The organism is Arthrobacter sp. 05L44 (genome assembly GCF_056397605.1).
In genome coordinates this window covers 116,444-131,492 of sequence record NZ_JBFTNS010000001.1, presented here as the reverse complement: position 1 = coordinate 131,492, position 15,049 = coordinate 116,444, and the positions used below count along the sequence as shown (strand labels likewise).

At 64.6% G+C, this 15,049-nt stretch carries 16 protein-coding genes; all 16 read left to right on the top strand.

The genetic code is table 11. The features are described from left to right. The first annotated feature begins 10 nt into the window (after positions 1–10). The 16 genes from prmC to AC1DHY_RS00535 all read left to right on the top strand — a co-directional run bounded on the left by prmC (position 11) and on the right by AC1DHY_RS00535 (position 15,046). Entirely contained in the window at positions 11–922 is a 912-nt protein-coding gene (gene prmC / locus AC1DHY_RS00610) for a peptide chain release factor N(5)-glutamine methyltransferase (protein ID WP_476880369.1), read from the top strand. After that, positions 919–1,692, top strand: coding sequence for an L-threonylcarbamoyladenylate synthase (locus AC1DHY_RS00605; protein ID WP_476880368.1), 774 nt, complete (start codon positions 919–921; stop codon positions 1,690–1,692). The genes prmC and AC1DHY_RS00605 overlap by 4 nt, the downstream gene beginning before the upstream one ends. A gap of 2 nt (positions 1,693–1,694) precedes the next feature. Then, on the top strand, positions 1,695–2,603 hold the full coding sequence (locus AC1DHY_RS00600; RefSeq protein ID WP_476880367.1) for a glycosyltransferase: 909 nt from the start codon (positions 1,695–1,697) through the stop codon (positions 2,601–2,603). A 6-nt stretch (positions 2,604–2,609) separates the two neighbouring features. Beyond that, entirely contained in the window at positions 2,610–3,569 is a 960-nt protein-coding gene (locus AC1DHY_RS00595; RefSeq protein WP_476880366.1) for a glycosyltransferase, read from the top strand. A gap of 116 nt (positions 3,570–3,685) precedes the next feature. Next, positions 3,686–5,554, top strand: a complete 1,869-nt coding sequence (locus tag AC1DHY_RS00590) for a polysaccharide biosynthesis protein (RefSeq protein WP_476879438.1) — start codon at positions 3,686–3,688, stop codon at positions 5,552–5,554. Further along, a complete protein-coding gene (locus AC1DHY_RS00585; protein ID WP_476879440.1) occupies positions 5,554–6,576 on the top strand; it encodes an MraY family glycosyltransferase in 1,023 nt (340 codons plus the stop codon). The genes AC1DHY_RS00590 and AC1DHY_RS00585 overlap by 1 nt, the downstream gene beginning before the upstream one ends. Before the next feature lie 79 nt (positions 6,577–6,655). Then, entirely contained in the window at positions 6,656–7,141 is a 486-nt protein-coding gene (locus AC1DHY_RS00580; protein WP_476879437.1) for a hypothetical protein, read from the top strand. Positions 7,142–7,560: 419 nt separating this feature from the next. Beyond that, positions 7,561–8,361 carry a F0F1 ATP synthase subunit A gene (atpB, locus tag AC1DHY_RS00575; RefSeq protein WP_476903015.1) on the top strand — a complete coding sequence of 267 codons (801 nt, stop codon included), beginning with the start codon at positions 7,561–7,563 and terminating at the stop codon, positions 8,359–8,361. An 80-nt stretch (positions 8,362–8,441) separates the two neighbouring features. Next, on the top strand, positions 8,442–8,660 hold the full coding sequence (atpE, locus tag AC1DHY_RS00570; RefSeq protein WP_003804776.1) for an ATP synthase F0 subunit C: 219 nt from the start codon (positions 8,442–8,444) through the stop codon (positions 8,658–8,660). A 53-nt stretch (positions 8,661–8,713) separates the two neighbouring features. Continuing rightward, entirely contained in the window at positions 8,714–9,262 is a 549-nt protein-coding gene (locus AC1DHY_RS00565; RefSeq protein ID WP_476879435.1) for a F0F1 ATP synthase subunit B, read from the top strand. After that, entirely contained in the window at positions 9,262–10,086 is an 825-nt protein-coding gene (locus AC1DHY_RS00560; protein ID WP_476879434.1) for a F0F1 ATP synthase subunit delta, read from the top strand. Before AC1DHY_RS00565 ends, AC1DHY_RS00560 begins: the two co-directional genes overlap by 1 nt. Positions 10,087–10,173: 87 nt before the next feature. Next, positions 10,174–11,811, top strand: a complete 1,638-nt coding sequence (gene atpA, locus AC1DHY_RS00555; RefSeq protein ID WP_476903256.1) for a F0F1 ATP synthase subunit alpha — start codon at positions 10,174–10,176, stop codon at positions 11,809–11,811. A gap of 76 nt (positions 11,812–11,887) precedes the next feature. Then, entirely contained in the window at positions 11,888–12,781 is an 894-nt protein-coding gene (locus AC1DHY_RS00550) for a F0F1 ATP synthase subunit gamma (RefSeq protein WP_476879433.1), read from the top strand. An 82-nt stretch (positions 12,782–12,863) separates the two neighbouring features. Beyond that, positions 12,864–14,318 carry a F0F1 ATP synthase subunit beta gene (atpD, locus tag AC1DHY_RS00545; RefSeq protein ID WP_138768903.1) on the top strand — a complete coding sequence of 485 codons (1,455 nt, stop codon included), beginning with the start codon at positions 12,864–12,866 and terminating at the stop codon, positions 14,316–14,318. A 1-nt stretch (position 14,319) separates the two neighbouring features. After that, positions 14,320–14,604 carry a F0F1 ATP synthase subunit epsilon gene (locus AC1DHY_RS00540; RefSeq protein ID WP_476903014.1) on the top strand — a complete coding sequence of 95 codons (285 nt, stop codon included), beginning with the start codon at positions 14,320–14,322 and terminating at the stop codon, positions 14,602–14,604. Positions 14,605–14,614: 10 nt separating this feature from the next. After that, positions 14,615–15,046, top strand: coding sequence for a DUF2550 domain-containing protein (locus AC1DHY_RS00535; protein WP_476879200.1), 432 nt, complete (start codon positions 14,615–14,617; stop codon positions 15,044–15,046). Positions 15,047–15,049: the final 3 nt, after the last annotated feature.

The following is a 15,049-nucleotide window of genomic DNA, read 5'->3' as shown; positions in this document are numbered from 1 at the left end:
CCCGCCCCAGATGACACCTGATACCCGGCCGAGCCTCGCCGACGCTGTCCGCGAGGCGACGGCGGTGCTCGCCGCCGCCGGTGTGCCGAGCCCCAAAGTCGACGCCGAACTCCTGGCCGGCCACCTGCTGGGCGTCGGCCCCGGCCGGCTCCGCGCCATGGTCCTTGGGGACACGCCGGCGCCCGAGGGGTATGGCGAGCTTGTGGCCGAGCGCGCCCGGCGGATCCCGCTGCAGCACCTCACCGGTGTGGCGCGTTTCCGCTATCTGGAACTCGCCGTCGGACCCGGGGTGTTCATCCCGCGTCCGGAGACGGAGTCCGTGGTCCAGCTGGTAATCGACTGGCTCAAGACCTGGGCCGCCGCGGAGCCGTCCCGCGGACGCGGGCCCAAGGTTGTTGACCTCGGGACAGGCTCCGGCGCGATCGCGGGATCGATCGCGCACGAGGTTCCCAACGCTGAGGTGCACGCCGTCGAGTTCAGCGAATTCGCACACGCCTGGGCCGCGAAAAACCTCGCGCCGCTCGGGGTCCGGCTGGTCCGCGGGGACCTGCGGGACGCGCTGCCCGAACACAACGGCAGCTTCGACGTCGTGGTCTCCAACCCGCCGTACATTCCCGCCGAAGCGGTCCCCAACGAACCCGAAGTGGCGTTGCACGATCCCGCGGAGGCGCTTTATGGCGGGGGAGCGGACGGCATGGAACTGCCCACCGCAGCCGCAGCCTCCGCGGCGAGGCTCCTGGTGCCTGGCGGCTATTTTGTGATGGAACATGCCGAAGTCCAGTCGGGCTGGATTGCCACGATGCTGGAGCGCTCGGGTCACTGGACCGGGGTTGCCACGCATCTGGATCTCAACGGCCGGGAGCGCGCCACGAGTGCTGTCCGCAAGCCCGATGCCGGCAGTGATGAAAGGATAGGTCAGTGACCACCACTTACGATTGCGCGGACGCAGAGCAGCGTGCCGCAGGACTTGAACACGCCCAGCGGGCCATCCGGGAGCACAAATGTGTGGTCCTCCCCACCGATACCGTGTACGGAATCGGCGCGGACGCCTTCTCGCCGATGGCCGTGACACTGCTGCTCGCTGCCAAGGGCCGCGGCCGGCAGATGCCCCCGCCGGTGCTCATTCCCCGGCTGAACGCCCTCGACGGACTCGCCACCGACGTCCCCGCCGAGGCGCGGCAGCTCGCCGAGGCATTCTGGCCCGGCGGCCTGACCCTGATCCTGCACGCCCAGCCCAGCCTCGACTGGGATCTCGGCGACACCAAGGGCACCGTCGCCCTGCGCCTTCCGGCCGACGACGTCGCCCAGGACCTGCTGACCCTCACCGGGCCGCTGGCAGTCTCGTCCGCCAACCGGACCGGCCAGGCCGCGGCCCAGAACGCTGCGGAGGCAGAAGCGCAGCTGGCGGAATCCGTTGAGGTCTACCTCGAGGGCGGCCACCGGCCGGTTGAGGGAAGCGGGGCCGAGCCGTCCACGATCGTTGACGCCACCGCCACGCCCATGCGCGTGGTCCGCCAGGGTGCCATCAGCCTGGAGCGGCTGCGCGAAGTGGTTCCGGGTGTGCTTGGCGCCGGCGAAGAGCCGGCCGCCCCCGCGGATGCTGACACCGCCCACGCGGATGCTGATACCGCCACCGCTGTTGCGGAACCTGACGTTCCCTCCGACTCCGCCGACGACGCCCCCAGGAACTGACCATGCAGCCCAAAGTCGCCGTCGCGGCCGTAACCTTCGACCGCCATCAAGAGCTGGCGCTGCTCCTGAAGGGACTCGCGGACCAAACCGCCCCCATCCACTCGATCGCGCTGGTGGACTCAGGCACCGTGCCGGCCACCGACGTCGTTGCCGCCGGTGGTTCGAACATCAATTACCTGCGCTCCGAGGCTAACCTTGGCGGCGCCGGCGGGTTCGCGTACGCGATCCTGGCCGCCATGGCCAGCGGTGCCGAGTGGATCTGGCTGATGGACGACGACGGCCACCCCGAGGACGGCACCTGCCTCGCCGAGTTGCTGAAAACCGCGGAAGAACACCAGCTCGACATCGTGAGCCCGCTTGTTGCGGCCACGGCCGATCCCAACCGGCTGTCCTTCAACTTCCGGATCAACGGCCTGCTGACCAATGACCGGTCCAAGCTGGCCCCGATGGGCTACCTCCCGGGCATGGTGCACTTCTTCAACGGCGCCCTGATCCGCACTGAGGTCTTCCACACCATCGGCATCCCGGACGTGAAGTTCTTCATCCGCGGCGACGAGGTCGATTTCCTCTCCCGGGTCAAGAAAGCCGGCCTGAAATACGGCACCCTGGCGACGGTGGCAGTGCAGCACCCGGCCACCTGGACCGAAATGAAGCCCGTCTTCGGCGGATTCATCACCCCCGTCATCCCCGAGGGCGAATTCAAGCGCTACTGCTACTTCCGCAACCGGGGTTACCTGACCCGTAAGTACCGCAACCTGCGCTGGTTCAGCGCTGACATGGTCGGCTTCCCGTACTACTTCCTCAAGAGCGGTGACTTCAAAGGCCTCGCGCACTGGTTCAACGCCTACTCAACCGGTTTCCGCGGCAAGGGCTTCGGCTCGCCCGCGCGGCTGATGTCCGGCGACCGCTAGGCCGGCATGGAGAACCTGTACGCCGTCGTCGTCACCTACAACCGGGCAGACTTCCTGCAAAACCTGCTGGAATCCTTTGCCCGCCTCGACAACCGCCCCGCGCGGATCATTGTGGTGGACAACGCGAGCAGCGACCACACCCCGGAGGTCGTGGCCCGGGCCATCTCCGCAGGCGGGGCGCCGATTGAGTACGAACGGCTGCCGGAGAACATCGGCGGCGCCGGCGGCTTCTCCCGCGGCGTGGAGCTGGCGCTGCAGTTGGGCGCCGAATGGCTCTGGCTGATGGACGACGACGTCGAGGTGCTCCCCGGTGCGGTGGAGGCCCTGGCCCGGTTCACCCCCGACTACTCCTGCATAATTGGCCGCCGCTACGACGCCAACGGCAACCCCTTCTTCTGGCAGCACCACTTTGTCGGTGCACTGGGCGTCTTCCTGCCGGTCTCACGCGACGTCTTCCGGCACTCCGACGTTTTCCGCACCAATGTGGGCAACTTCGAAGGCATGCTGATCAACGCCGCAGTTGTCCGTGACATCGGGCTGCCGGATCCGCGCTTCTTCATCACCTGGGATGACACCATCTACGGGTGGCTCGCCGCCCAGCAGACCCCGGTGGTCTACGTCAACGCCTTTGTCATCAAGAAGGTGCGCGCCCAGCGCCAGGTGGACCTGGTTCTGCGCCACCTCAACGACTCCAGTGACCTTAGCCGCCGCTACGTGATGCGCAACCGCGGCCACGTGGGGCAGTACCTCCGGGCGCACGGCAAGTTCAGCAGGCCCGGTTTCGCGGCCGGGACCGCGCTGACGTTCCTGAAGGAAATGGTCCGCCTCATCCTCGTCGAACGCACCCTGAAAGGGACCGGCGCGCTGTGGCGGGGGTGGCGCGAATCACGGGCCATCCTGGCCGACGACGGCTGGCAGCCGATGCCGCCGCTGCCGCCCGCCGGGCACAACGACCCCGGAAACTGAGCCGGGAGAGATTAGTATCGTTCTAGGCTCCGCCGCTGTCCGACAGTTGTGCGGCGGGGTATTTTTTGAAAAAGGCGCATAACCGCCGTGGTAGTGGAAGTCGGTTGCAATTTCTCGTGAGTACCAAATCTGAAGCGCGCGAACCTGCCGCAGCACGGGACGACAAGCCCGCCCTCTGGATCTGGATCCAGCTGTTCCTCGACTCCATGTCCTGGATCGTGGCGATCGTCTTGGCGCTGCTGCTGCGCTATGAAATGGGAATCCGTGCGGAACAGTTCCCGGGCGCCTTCCTCATCGCGGGGATCGCCGTCGTCGTCCAGGTAGTCGCCGGCTATGCCCTGGCCCTCTACCGGGGCCGGTATCCGTTCGGCAGCTTCCAGGAAGCGCGCGCCCTGGTCTTCGTCACGGTCATTGTGGCCGCCTCCATCACCGCATCCCTCCTGGTCCTTTACGGCGCCATCAACATCGGCCGCAGCGTGGGCCTGATCGCGTTCCCCTTCGCCTGCCTCTTTATGGGGGCCGCGCGCTACGCCAAGCGGCTTTACGTCGAGGGTAAGACGCGGCCCGGTGACGAGGCCCAAAACACCCTGATCTACGGCGCCGGGTTCCTCGGCAACTCGCTGCTCACCCGGATGCTTCAGGACCCGGATTCGCCCTACTTCCCGGTTGGCCTGATCGACGATGATCCGACCAAGAAGCACCTCCGGCTTTCCGGCGTGCAGGTCCAGGGCAGGGGAGAGGACCTTCCCTCGATCATCCGCCGGACCCGGGCACGGGTGCTGGTCCTGGCCTTCGCCAACGTCGAGGCCGCCGTCGTCCGCCGCATCTCCGACGCCGTTGCGGGGCTGAATATCCGCGTTCTGGTACTTCCCCCGCTGCGTGACATGCTCGGCGGCGGTGCCCCCGAGGGGTTCTCGGATTTCCGCGACGTCGCCGTTGAGGACCTGATCGGCCGCCGGCCGGTGGACATCAAGGTCGAAGAAATCGCCGGCTACATCAAGGGCAAACGGGTGCTGGTAACAGGCGCCGGCGGCTCGATCGGCTCCGAGCTCTGCCGTCAGATCGTGCAGTTCTCGCCCGCGGAACTGATCATGCTGGACCACGACGAGACCGGCCTGCAGCAGACCCAGATTTCCATCACCGGCCGGGGCCTGCTGGCCGGACGCGACACTGTCCTGGCAAACATCCGCGACGGCGAAGCCCTGCTGGACATCTTCGAGGACCGCCGTCCCGAAGTGGTGTTCCACGCCGCGGCACTCAAACACGCCCCACTCCTCCAGCAGTACCCGGTGGAGGCCTGGAAGACCAACGTCTGCGGCACCCTGAATGTGCTGCGCGCCGCCCAGCGCGCCGGGGTCACCCACTTCGTGAACATCTCCACGGACAAGGCGGCCAACCCCACCACCGCCCTCGGCCACTCCAAGCGCGTCGCTGAAAAGCTCACGGCCTGGATGGCCGGCCAGACGGCTAGCCGTTTTGTCTCGGTCCGCTTCGGCAACGTGATGGGCAGCCGCGGCTCCATGCTGCCGCTCTTTACCGAACAGATCCGGGTGGGCGGACCGGTCACAGTCACCGACCCGGAGGTCACCCGCTTCTTTATGACCATTCCCGAAGCGTGCCAGCTGGTCATCCAGGCCGGAGCCATCGGTTCCGGCGGCGAGGTTATGATCCTCGACATGGGCGAGCCCGTGAAGATCCTCGACGTGGCACAACGGATGATCGCCATGTCCGGCAAGAAGGTCGAAATCATCTACACCGGACTGCGGCCGGGGGAGAAGTTGCACGAGGAACTCGTCGGTACGGGCGAACTCGACCAGCGGCCCCTGCACCCCAAGATCTCCCACACCCGGGCCACGCAGCAGGACCCCGAAAAACTGGACCTCAACGTCTGGCTGGCGCGCTGTGAGGCAGAACAGGGCGCCAACATCTCCGATATTCCCGATGACGAGGCCGACGAAGCCGGCGCCGTCCGGGTGGCATCGTGATGCCGCTGGTCCTGGTGGCCGGCATTACCCTGCTGGCGAGCCTGCTGCTGCCGTTCGCGGTCAAGCCGTGGCTGGTCCGGCTGGGCGTGGTCGATGTCCCCTCCGCCCGGTCCTCGCACCACAAGGCCACCATCCGCGGAATGGGCATGGCCGCCATGCTGGCCACCGCGATCGGGTACCTGGCCGCCGTCCTCCTCGGACTTGTCACGGGGGACAGGTCCCTCTTCGCCGTCGTGCTGGCCATTATCGCCGCGAGTGCGGCAGTGGGCTGGATCGAGGACCTGCGGGGCCTCTCCATCCAAGGGCGTGCGGCCGCCCAGCTGGGCATCGGCGCTGCCGGTTCGGCGGCGCTGATCGTACTGACCGGCCAGACCTTCTGGTGGCTGCCCCTGGCGGCCGTGGCGGTGGCGGCCTACATCAACATCGCGAACTTCATGGACGGCATCAACGGCATCTCCGGCCTGCACGGGGTGACCGCCGGCTCCGCGTACGCGGCCGCGGGCCTGTTCTCCGACCAGCCCTGGCTGACAGCCGGTGGCGCGGTGCTGGCCATGGCGTTCCTGGGCTTCCTGCCCTGGAACCTGGGCCGCGGATCGGTCTTCCTGGGCGACGTCGGCAGCTACCTGCTGGGTGCCTCGATCGCCGCCCTGGCCGTGGCCGGCTTCCTCAGCGGCGTCTACGTCGAATACGTCCTCTCGCCGATCCTGGTCTACGCCGCGGACACCGGCTACACCCTGCTGCGGCGGATCAAGGCGGGGGAGCGCTGGTACGCCTCGCACCGCGAACACGTCTACCAGCGCCTGACCGACGTCGGGTTCTCCCACCTGCAGTCCGCTGCCATGGTTACGGCCTGCACCGTCGCCGTCATTGTCCTGGGCTTCACCGCCGCCACGGCAACCCTGCCGGTGGTGGCCCTGTGCGTGGCCGGCAGCCTGGCGGTGCTGGTGCTGTACCTCGCCTCGCCCGATCTGATCCGCCGGTTCCGGCACCGGCCCAAGGTGACCCGGATGCCGGTGGCCTAGCCCTGTTCTATCTCGTGTAGAATTCAGGGGCGGCCTCTCGCCGCGCCTTGCCCTTACCCCCTGCGACGATTGGGATCCCATGACCTCCAACGCCGGCCCCGGACGCACGTCCGGCAACGGTTCAGTTGGCGGCTCCGGACCCACCACGTCCCTTTGGCTGCGGCTGCTGGCCCTCAGCTCGGCAGCAGCAGGAGCAGCCCTCCTGGTAACCGCCGGACTGGCCCTTGTTTTCAATGGAAGCTACGGGGCCCTCTCGAGCCTCTTCGGCGGGGCCGTGGTGATGGCGTTCTTCGCTATCAGCCTGGCGATCGGCCACTTCGTCGGCCGCAACAACCCCTCCGGAGCGATCGGAATGTTCGTCGCCACCTACTTCGTGAAGGTGGTGGGCTTCGCCGTGGTGCTCTTTGTGATCGGCGCGCCGGCGTGGCTGCATGAACGCTGGTTCCTGATCGGCGCCGTCGTGAGCGTGGTGGCCTGGCAGGCAGCCGAGATCGTCGGCTTCAGCAAAGCACGGCTCCAGATTTACAACGATCCCGAAACCCCGGAAGGCGGCAACAATGTCTAGCCGGAAAACCGCAGGCGATAGCCCGGACCGGCCCCGGACCCCCAAAACCACAGGCGGAGCGCCCGGTGTGTCGCCGGACGGCAACGACGGCGGATACAACGCCGGAATAGCCGTCTTCAGCTACATTGTTGGCGGAATCATCGTCTGGAGTTTGATAGGGTGGGGTCTGGATAATCTGTGGGGAACCCGCTGGATTGTGCTCGCAGGCGCCCTGCTTGGAGCTGCGGGTGGGTTCTATCTTTCCCATATGCACGGCCTCACCAGTCACCGGAATTCGGCTGGCGGAGACGGCGCTGCAAACGGCCCGTCCAAGGACGCGGAACAGTAATGCCAAAAAATTTCACAGGGGGAATGACTGACGCAAATGTCGCCGCTCCCCGCCCAACGCCCAATGATGGACACTGCAGAGAGGAAACGCGTTGATCGCGCTTGCGCTCCCGGCCCAAGATTCAGGAGAGTTCACTCCTCCTGGAATTGAACAATTGCACCTGCCGGCTATCCTGCCCTGGGGTGCAGCCGAAGGATTCTCCAAGCAGATGCTGCTGGTGATCCTCTCGGTCGTCATTATCGCTACATTCTTTGTGCTGGCTGCCCGTAAGCAGCAGCTCGTTCCCGGCAAACTGCAGTTCGCAGGCGAGGCCGCATACGGCTTCGTCCGTAACGGCATCGCGAAGGACATCATCGGCGGCAAAGACTTCATCAAGTACGTCCCGCTGCTGTTCAGCCTGTTCTTCTTCATCCTGGTGAACAACATCTACGGCGCCATCCCCGTGATTCAGCTCCCGAGCTTCTCGCACGTCGGCGGCGCCTATGTGCTCGCCGCGATCGTGTACGTCACCTGGATTGCCATCGGCATCAAGAAGAACGGCCTGAAGTACTTCAAGCTGGCCACCGTGCCGAGCGGCGTGCCCATCTACATCCTCCCGATCGTCATCCCGATCGAGATCATCTCCAACTTCCTGGTCCGGCCCGTCACGCACAGCCTCCGTCTATTCGCGACCATGCTGGCAGGCCACCTGATCGTGATGATCGCCGGTTCCGGTATCGAGTTCCTGGTCATGCAGGAGAACGTCCTGCTCAAGGGCGCCTCCGTACTGGTCCTGGCCGGCTCGCTGGCGATGTACATGCTGGAGGCGCTGATCATGGCGCTGCAGGCGTACGTCTTCACGCTGCTGACCGCGATCTACATCGAAGGCGCACTCCACGCCGACAGCCACTAAGGCACCCACAAACTTCCCCTCACGGGGATGAAGCAACCCAAACAACCTGCCACACGGGTGGCATCTTGAAAGGAAGAAAAATGGAAGGCTCCATCAACGGCTCCCTCAACCTCATCGGCTACGGCCTCTCCGCCATCGGCGGTGGTATCGGTGTGGGTCTCGTGTTCGCTGCTTACATCAACGGCGTAGCACGTCAGCCGGAAGCCCAGCGCGTCCTGCAGCCGATCGCATTCCTCGGCCTCGCGCTGACTGAAGCCCTCGCCATCCTCGGCCTGGTCTTCGCGTTCGTTCTCAAGTAAACCTTCAGAACCCAGCGAACATCCAGAACCGAGTAGATAAGGACGGGTGAAATATGAAGCAGCTGATCATCTCAGCCGCCACCGAGGGTTCCAACCCCCTCGTTCCCAACATCTGGGAAATGATTGTCGTCTTCTTGGGCTTTGCTGTTCTCCTCTTCATCGTGACGAAGTACGTTGTCCCGATGTTCGAGAAGAACTTCGCAGAGCGCGCCGAGGCGATTGAAGGCGGCATCGCCAAGGCCGAGAAGGCTCAGGCAGAAGCTTCTGCAGCACTCGAAGAGTACAAGCAGCAGCTCACCGACGCCCGCACCGAGGCCAACCGCATTCGCGAGGAAGCCCGTGCCGAAGGCGCCCAGATCCTCGCGGATCTGAAGGAGAAGGCAGCTGCTGAGTCTGCCCGCATCACTGCCCAGGCACACGCTCAGATCGAATCCGAGCGCCAGGCGGCCGTCGTGTCGCTGCGCGCCGAGGTCGGCACGCTGGCAACCACGCTGGCTGGCCGCATCGTGGGCGAATCGCTCAACGATGATGCGCGTTCGGCCCGGGTGGTTGACCGCTTCCTGGCGGATCTGGAGAACCAGAACGCAGGTGCAGCTAAGTAATGGCAGGTGTATCGAGCGAATCGCTGACCGCGGCACTCGTCGCGTTGGAAGCCAAGCTTCCCAACGCGTCGCTGCAGTTGGCTAAGGAACTCTTCGGAATCCTGGGAACGGTGGACAGCTCGGCCGGCTTGCGCCGCGCCCTGACGGACCCGTCCCGCAGCGGTGCCGAAAAGTCCGCCCTGGTCACGCAGCTGTTCAACGGAAAAGTTTCCGCTGACGCTGTGGAGATCGCCAGCGGACTGGCCGCCTCGCGCTGGGCGTCGGCTCGTGACATCGGCGATGCACTCGAGACTCTTGCCGCTTCGGTGGTAATTGCCGTTGCTGAAAACAAGTCGGCCGTCTCTGCCTCGGGAATCAGCGGACTGGAAGCGTTGGAGAACGATCTGTTCTCCTTCAACCAGGCCGTCGATTCCAGCCACGAGGTGCAGCGTGCTCTGTCCGAGCCGCAGGCGAGCCAGGCTGCCAAGGTTGCCCTTGCCGAAAAGCTCGTGCCCAGTGCCAGCGAGGAAGCGAAGGTCCTTATCGGACAGGCAGTGTCGCAGCCCCGCGGCCTCAAGGCCACCAAGCTCGTCAGCCGTTTTGCCGAGCTTGCGGCCAAGCGCCAGCAGCGCTGGATCGCCACGGTCAGCGTCACCCGTCCGCTGACGGAGACCCAGACCAGTCGGCTGCAGGCAGGGCTCAATGCCCTGTACGGCCGCGAGCTCAAGATCAACATGAACGTTGACCCGGCACTGATTGGTGGCCTCCGGATCCAGATTGGCGACGAAGTGGTTGACGCTTCGGTCCTCGCCCGCCTGGGCCAGCTCCAGCGTCAGATTGCTTAGTTAGCCGGACAAGCACAACTTACCGACATGAAACCCCGGTCATCGTGAGCAACGATGATCACGAAAACAGGAGAGCAGGGACTGCAGATGGCCGAATTGACCATCAACGCCGACGACGTCCGTAATGCGTTGAACGAGTTCGCGGCGTCCTACGAACCCGGAAACGCAGAGCGCGTAGAGGTTGGCCGTGTAACGACCGCAGGTGACGGCATCGCCCGTGTTGAGGGCCTTCCCTCGGTCATGGCGAACGAGCTGCTTCGCTTTGAAGACGGCACTCTGGGCCTGGCCCAGAACCTCGACGTCCGCGAGATCGGCGTCATCGTCCTCGGTGACTTCACCGGCATCGAAGAAGGCCAGGAAGTGCACCGCACCGGACAGGTTCTGTCCGTTCCGGTCGGCGACGCCTTCCTCGGCCGCGTGGTTGACCCCCTGGGCCAGCCCATCGACGACCTCGGCGAGATCAAGGCCGAAGCCACCCGAGCCCTGGAACTCCAGGCGCCCGGCGTGACCCAGCGCAAGTCGGTCCACGAACCGATGCAGACCGGCCTCAAGGCTATCGACGCCATGATCCCGATCGGCCGCGGCCAGCGCCAGCTGATCATCGGTGACCGCCAGACCGGCAAGTCGGCAATCGCCATCGACACGATCATCAACCAGAAGGCCAACTGGGCTTCGGGCGATGTGAAGAAGCAGGTGCGCTGCATCTACGTGGCCATCGGCCAGAAGGCGTCCACCATCGCGGCTGTCCGCCAGACGCTCGAGGACAACGGCGCACTGGAGTACACGACCATCGTGGCTTCCCCCGCGTCCGACCCCGCCGGCTTCAAGTACCTGGCACCGTACGCCGGCTCGGCCATCGGCCAGCACTGGATGTACGGCGGCAAGCACGTCCTCATCGTGTTCGATGACCTTTCCAAGCAGGCCGAGGCCTACCGTGCGGTGTCGCTGCTGCTGCGCCGCCCGCCGGGACGCGAAGCCTACCCGGGCGACGTCTTCTACTTGCACTCCCGCCTGCTGGAGCGTTGTGCCAAGCTCTCCGACGAGCTGGGTGCAGGTTCGATGACCGGCCTTCCGCTGATCGAGACCAAGGCGAACGACGTTTCCGCCTACATCCCGACCAACGTCATCTCCATCACCGACGGCCAGATCTTCCTGCAGTCGGACCTCTTCAACGCCAACCAGCGTCCCGCCGTCGACGTGGGTGTCTCCGTGTCCCGCGTTGGTGGCGCCGCGCAGGTGAAGTCCATGAAGAAGGTCTCCGGTACCTTGAAGCTGGAACTGGCGCAGTACCGCGACATGCAGGCTTTCGCAATGTTCGCGTCGGACCTCGACGCCGCATCGCGCCAGCAGCTGACCCGTGGTGCGCGCCTGATGGAACTGCTCAAGCAGGGCCAGTACTCGCCGTTCCCGGTCGAGGACCAGGTCGTCTCCATCTGGGCCGGCACCAACGGTTACCTCGACGACGTTCCGGTGGAAGACATCAACCGCTTCGAGACCGAGTTCCTGGAACACCTCAAGCACAAGTCCTCGATCCTCACGACGCTGGCTCAGACCAACGTTATGGACGATGACACGGCAGAGGCGCTGAAGACCGCGATCGTGGACTTCAAGAAGGGCTTCTTCGGCGAGGGCGACAGCTACCTCGTCGGTGCGGGGCACGAGGAGTACGCCCCCATCGATGAGGACGCGGTCGACCAGGAAAAAATCGTCAAGCAGAAGCGCTAGTTTCGCTGGCAGGGACTGCCGGAACCCCCTCGGGTTCCGGCAGTCCCGGCCACCGGGATCTTAGGAAAGGATAAGTATGGGAGCCCAGATCCGGGTCTACCGCCAGAAGATCAGCTCGACGACGTCGATGCGCAAGATCTTCAAGGCGATGGAACTGATCGCTACCTCGCGCATCGGCAAGGCCCGCGCACGCGTAGCGGCTTCACTGCCTTACGCAAACGCGATCACGCGTGCCGTTTCTGCTGTCGCAAGCCAGAGCGAAATCGACCACCCGCTGGTTACCGAGCCGGAGCAGATCCGCCGCGCCGCCGTCCTGGTCATCACCTCGGACCGCGGCCTTGCGGGGTCCTACTCGGCCACGGTGCTCAAGCAGGCAGAAGGCCTCGCCGAGCTGCTCCATGAGGAAGGCAAGGAAGTCAAGACGTACGTTATGGGCCGCAAGGCACAGGCATACTTCGACTTCCGCAACCGCCCCTATGAGCGCGTGTGGACCGGTAACACGGACGCACCCGAGTTCGAGACGGCGCGGGAAGTCGGCGAAGCACTGCTGGCAGACTTCGCCACCGCCTACGAAGAGGGCGGCGTCGACGAGATCCACGTCGTTTACACCCGCTTCAAGTCCATGGTGACGCAGGAGCCGACGGTCATCCGTCTGCTCCCGCTGGAGGTCGTCGAAGAGCAGGCTGCCTCCGAGTCGGAGCTTCTGCCGCTGTACGAATTCGAGCCGGAAGCTGAGCAGGTCCTCGACGCCTTGCTGCCGCGCTACATCGAGTCACGTATCTTCGCCGCCATGTTGCAGGCAGCAGCTTCGGAGCTCGCAGCCCGCCAGCGGGCAATGAAATCCGCCGGCGACAACGCGACGGATCTCATCAAGAAGTACACGCGTCTGCGCAACACTGCCCGCCAGGCTGAAATTACGCAGGAGCTTTCCGAAATCGTGGCAGGCGCCGACGCGTTGAACGCGTCCTAGCCGGCCCGCCAAGGACCCAGCTTTACCTGCACTAAAGAACAAACTTAACCGCCCACGCCATCTACTGAGTGAAGTGAGAGAGATGACTGCCACTGCTACCGAACACGTAGCCGCAACGTCCGGTGCCACCGGCCGTATTGCACGTGTTATTGGCCCGGTTGTCGACGTCGAATTCCCGGCTGACGCAATCCCCTCGATATACAACGCTCTCACCACGGAGATTACTCTCAACGGTGAGACCAAGACCATCACCTTTGAAGTTGCGCTGCACCTCGGCGACAACCTCATCCGCGCCATCTCCCTGCAGGCGACCGACGGCCTGGTCCGCGGCACCAACGTGGTTGACACCGGTGCCCCGATCTCCGTGCCGGTCGGCGACGGCGTCAAGGGTCACATCTTCAACGTCCTGGGCCAGCCCCTGGACGTGACCGAGTCCGAGCTGCAGATCAGCGAACGCTGGCCGATCCACCGCAAGGCTCCGGCCTTCGCGACGCTCGAAGGCTCCACCGAGATGCTGGAAACCGGCATCAAGGTGATCGACCTCCTCACCCCGTACATCAAGGGTGGCAAGATCGGCCTCTTCGGTGGCGCCGGCGTCGGCAAGACCGTGCTGATCCAGGAAATGATCACCCGTGTGGCCCGCAACTTCGGTGGCACCTCGGTGTTCGCCGGTGTCGGCGAGCGTACCCGTGAAGGCAACGACCTCTGGGTTGAAATGGAAGAAGCCGGCGTCCTCAAGGACACCGCTCTTGTATTCGGCCAGATGGATGAGCCGCCGGGAACGCGTCTGCGCGTGGCCCTGTCCGCCCTGACCATGGCGGAGTACTTCCGCGATGTGCAGAACCAGGACGTGCTGCTCTTCATCGACAACATCTTCCGCTTCACCCAGGCAGGTTCCGAGGTTTCCACCCTCCTCGGCCGTATGCCGTCCGCCGTGGGTTACCAGCCCAACCTGGCTGACGAGATGGGCCTCCTCCAGGAGCGCATCACGTCCACCAAGGGCCACTCCATCACCTCGATGCAGGCCATCTACGTTCCCGCAGATGACTACACCGACCCGGCCCCGGCCACGACCTTCGCACACCTCGACGCGACCACGGAACTGTCCCGTGAAATCGCTTCCCGTGGTCTGTACCCGGCCGTTGACCCGCTGACGTCGACCTCCCGCATCCTGGATCCGCAGTACATCGGACACGACCACTACAACACGGCCGTCCGCGTCAAGCAGATCCTGCAGAAGAACAAGGAACTCCAGGACATCATCGCCATCCTCGGTGTCGATGAGCTCTCCGAAGAGGACAAGATCGTCGTGTCGCGTGCACGCCGCATCCAGCAGTTCCTCTCGCAGAACACCTACACGGCGAAGCAGTTCACCGGCGTCGAAGGCTCCACCGTGTCCATCAAGGACACCGTGGAAGGCTTCACGGCCATCTGCGACGGCGACCTCGACCACATCGCAGAGCAGGCGTTCTTCAACGTCGGCGGCCTGGATGACGTTGAGCGCCAGTGGGCCAAGATCCAGGAGCAGACCAAGTAATATGGCTGAGCTTGAGGTTGAGATTGTCGCAGCGGACCAGTTCGTCTGGTCCGGAGCGGCCAAGATGGTCAAGGCCCGCACCAGCGATGGTGAAATCGGAATCCTGCCCGGCCACTCGCCCCTGCTGGCGATTCTGGCCGAAGGTGAGCTGGCGATCGAGCCGGTTTCCGGTGACCGTATTGCTGTAGTTGTCGACGGCGGATTCTTCTCCGTCGACAACAACAGGGTCGTCATTGTTGCTGACAACGCCCAAATGGGCGACGCGGCTACTGCGGGGATCCGCTAGCCCGACCTTGATGAACGTTACTGGTTTTCCGTTCATCATCCTGGCAACTGTTTTTGCGTTGCTGGTTTTTGCACTGTGTCTTTCCGGGGTGCGCCGCTTCAATTTGCGGCGCGCCCTGGGCACGGTGGACGCCTCCATTTGCGTAGCTGGAAACAGCTGGCAGATGGGGGTTTGTCGTTATCAGGACAACGACCTCGAGTGGTTCCGGCTTGCCTCCCTGAGCGTTCGTCCCAAGCATTCGTTCCGCCGCAGCTCGCTGGAACTGCTGGGCCGCCGCGAACCGACAGAATCCGAGCTCGTTAAAGTCCAGCCGGAGACGGTGATCGTAGAGCTTCGCTGTGAGGGCCAGGACGTCCTGCTCGCGATGAGGTTTGATGCCTACACAGGCCTTTCCTCCTGGCTCGAGGCCGGACCGGTCATCGGCGTCGGCACCTGGCGCTAACAC

Excerpts from the sequence above, each read along its gene's own strand:
- prmC (WP_476880369.1), top strand. The coding sequence starts at position 11 with ATGACACCTGATACCCGGCCGAGCCTCGCCGACGCTGTCCGCGAGGCG.
- AC1DHY_RS00600 (WP_476880367.1), top strand. The coding sequence starts at position 1,695 with ATGCAGCCCAAAGTCGCCGTCGCGGCCGTAACCTTCGACCGCCATCAA.
- AC1DHY_RS00595 (WP_476880366.1), top strand. The coding sequence starts at position 2,610 with ATGGAGAACCTGTACGCCGTCGTCGTCACCTACAACCGGGCAGACTTC.
- AC1DHY_RS00585 (WP_476879440.1), top strand. The coding sequence starts at position 5,554 with ATGCCGCTGGTCCTGGTGGCCGGCATTACCCTGCTGGCGAGCCTGCTG.
- AC1DHY_RS00580 (WP_476879437.1), top strand. The coding sequence starts at position 6,656 with ATGACCTCCAACGCCGGCCCCGGACGCACGTCCGGCAACGGTTCAGTT.
- atpE (WP_003804776.1), top strand. The coding sequence starts at position 8,442 with ATGGAAGGCTCCATCAACGGCTCCCTCAACCTCATCGGCTACGGCCTC.
- AC1DHY_RS00565 (WP_476879435.1), top strand. The coding sequence starts at position 8,714 with ATGAAGCAGCTGATCATCTCAGCCGCCACCGAGGGTTCCAACCCCCTC.
- AC1DHY_RS00560 (WP_476879434.1), top strand. The coding sequence starts at position 9,262 with ATGGCAGGTGTATCGAGCGAATCGCTGACCGCGGCACTCGTCGCGTTG.
- atpA (WP_476903256.1), top strand. The coding sequence starts at position 10,174 with ATGGCCGAATTGACCATCAACGCCGACGACGTCCGTAATGCGTTGAAC.
- AC1DHY_RS00550 (WP_476879433.1), top strand. The coding sequence starts at position 11,888 with ATGGGAGCCCAGATCCGGGTCTACCGCCAGAAGATCAGCTCGACGACG.
- atpD (WP_138768903.1), top strand. The coding sequence starts at position 12,864 with ATGACTGCCACTGCTACCGAACACGTAGCCGCAACGTCCGGTGCCACC.
- AC1DHY_RS00540 (WP_476903014.1), top strand. The coding sequence starts at position 14,320 with ATGGCTGAGCTTGAGGTTGAGATTGTCGCAGCGGACCAGTTCGTCTGG.
- AC1DHY_RS00535 (WP_476879200.1), top strand. The coding sequence starts at position 14,615 with ATGAACGTTACTGGTTTTCCGTTCATCATCCTGGCAACTGTTTTTGCG.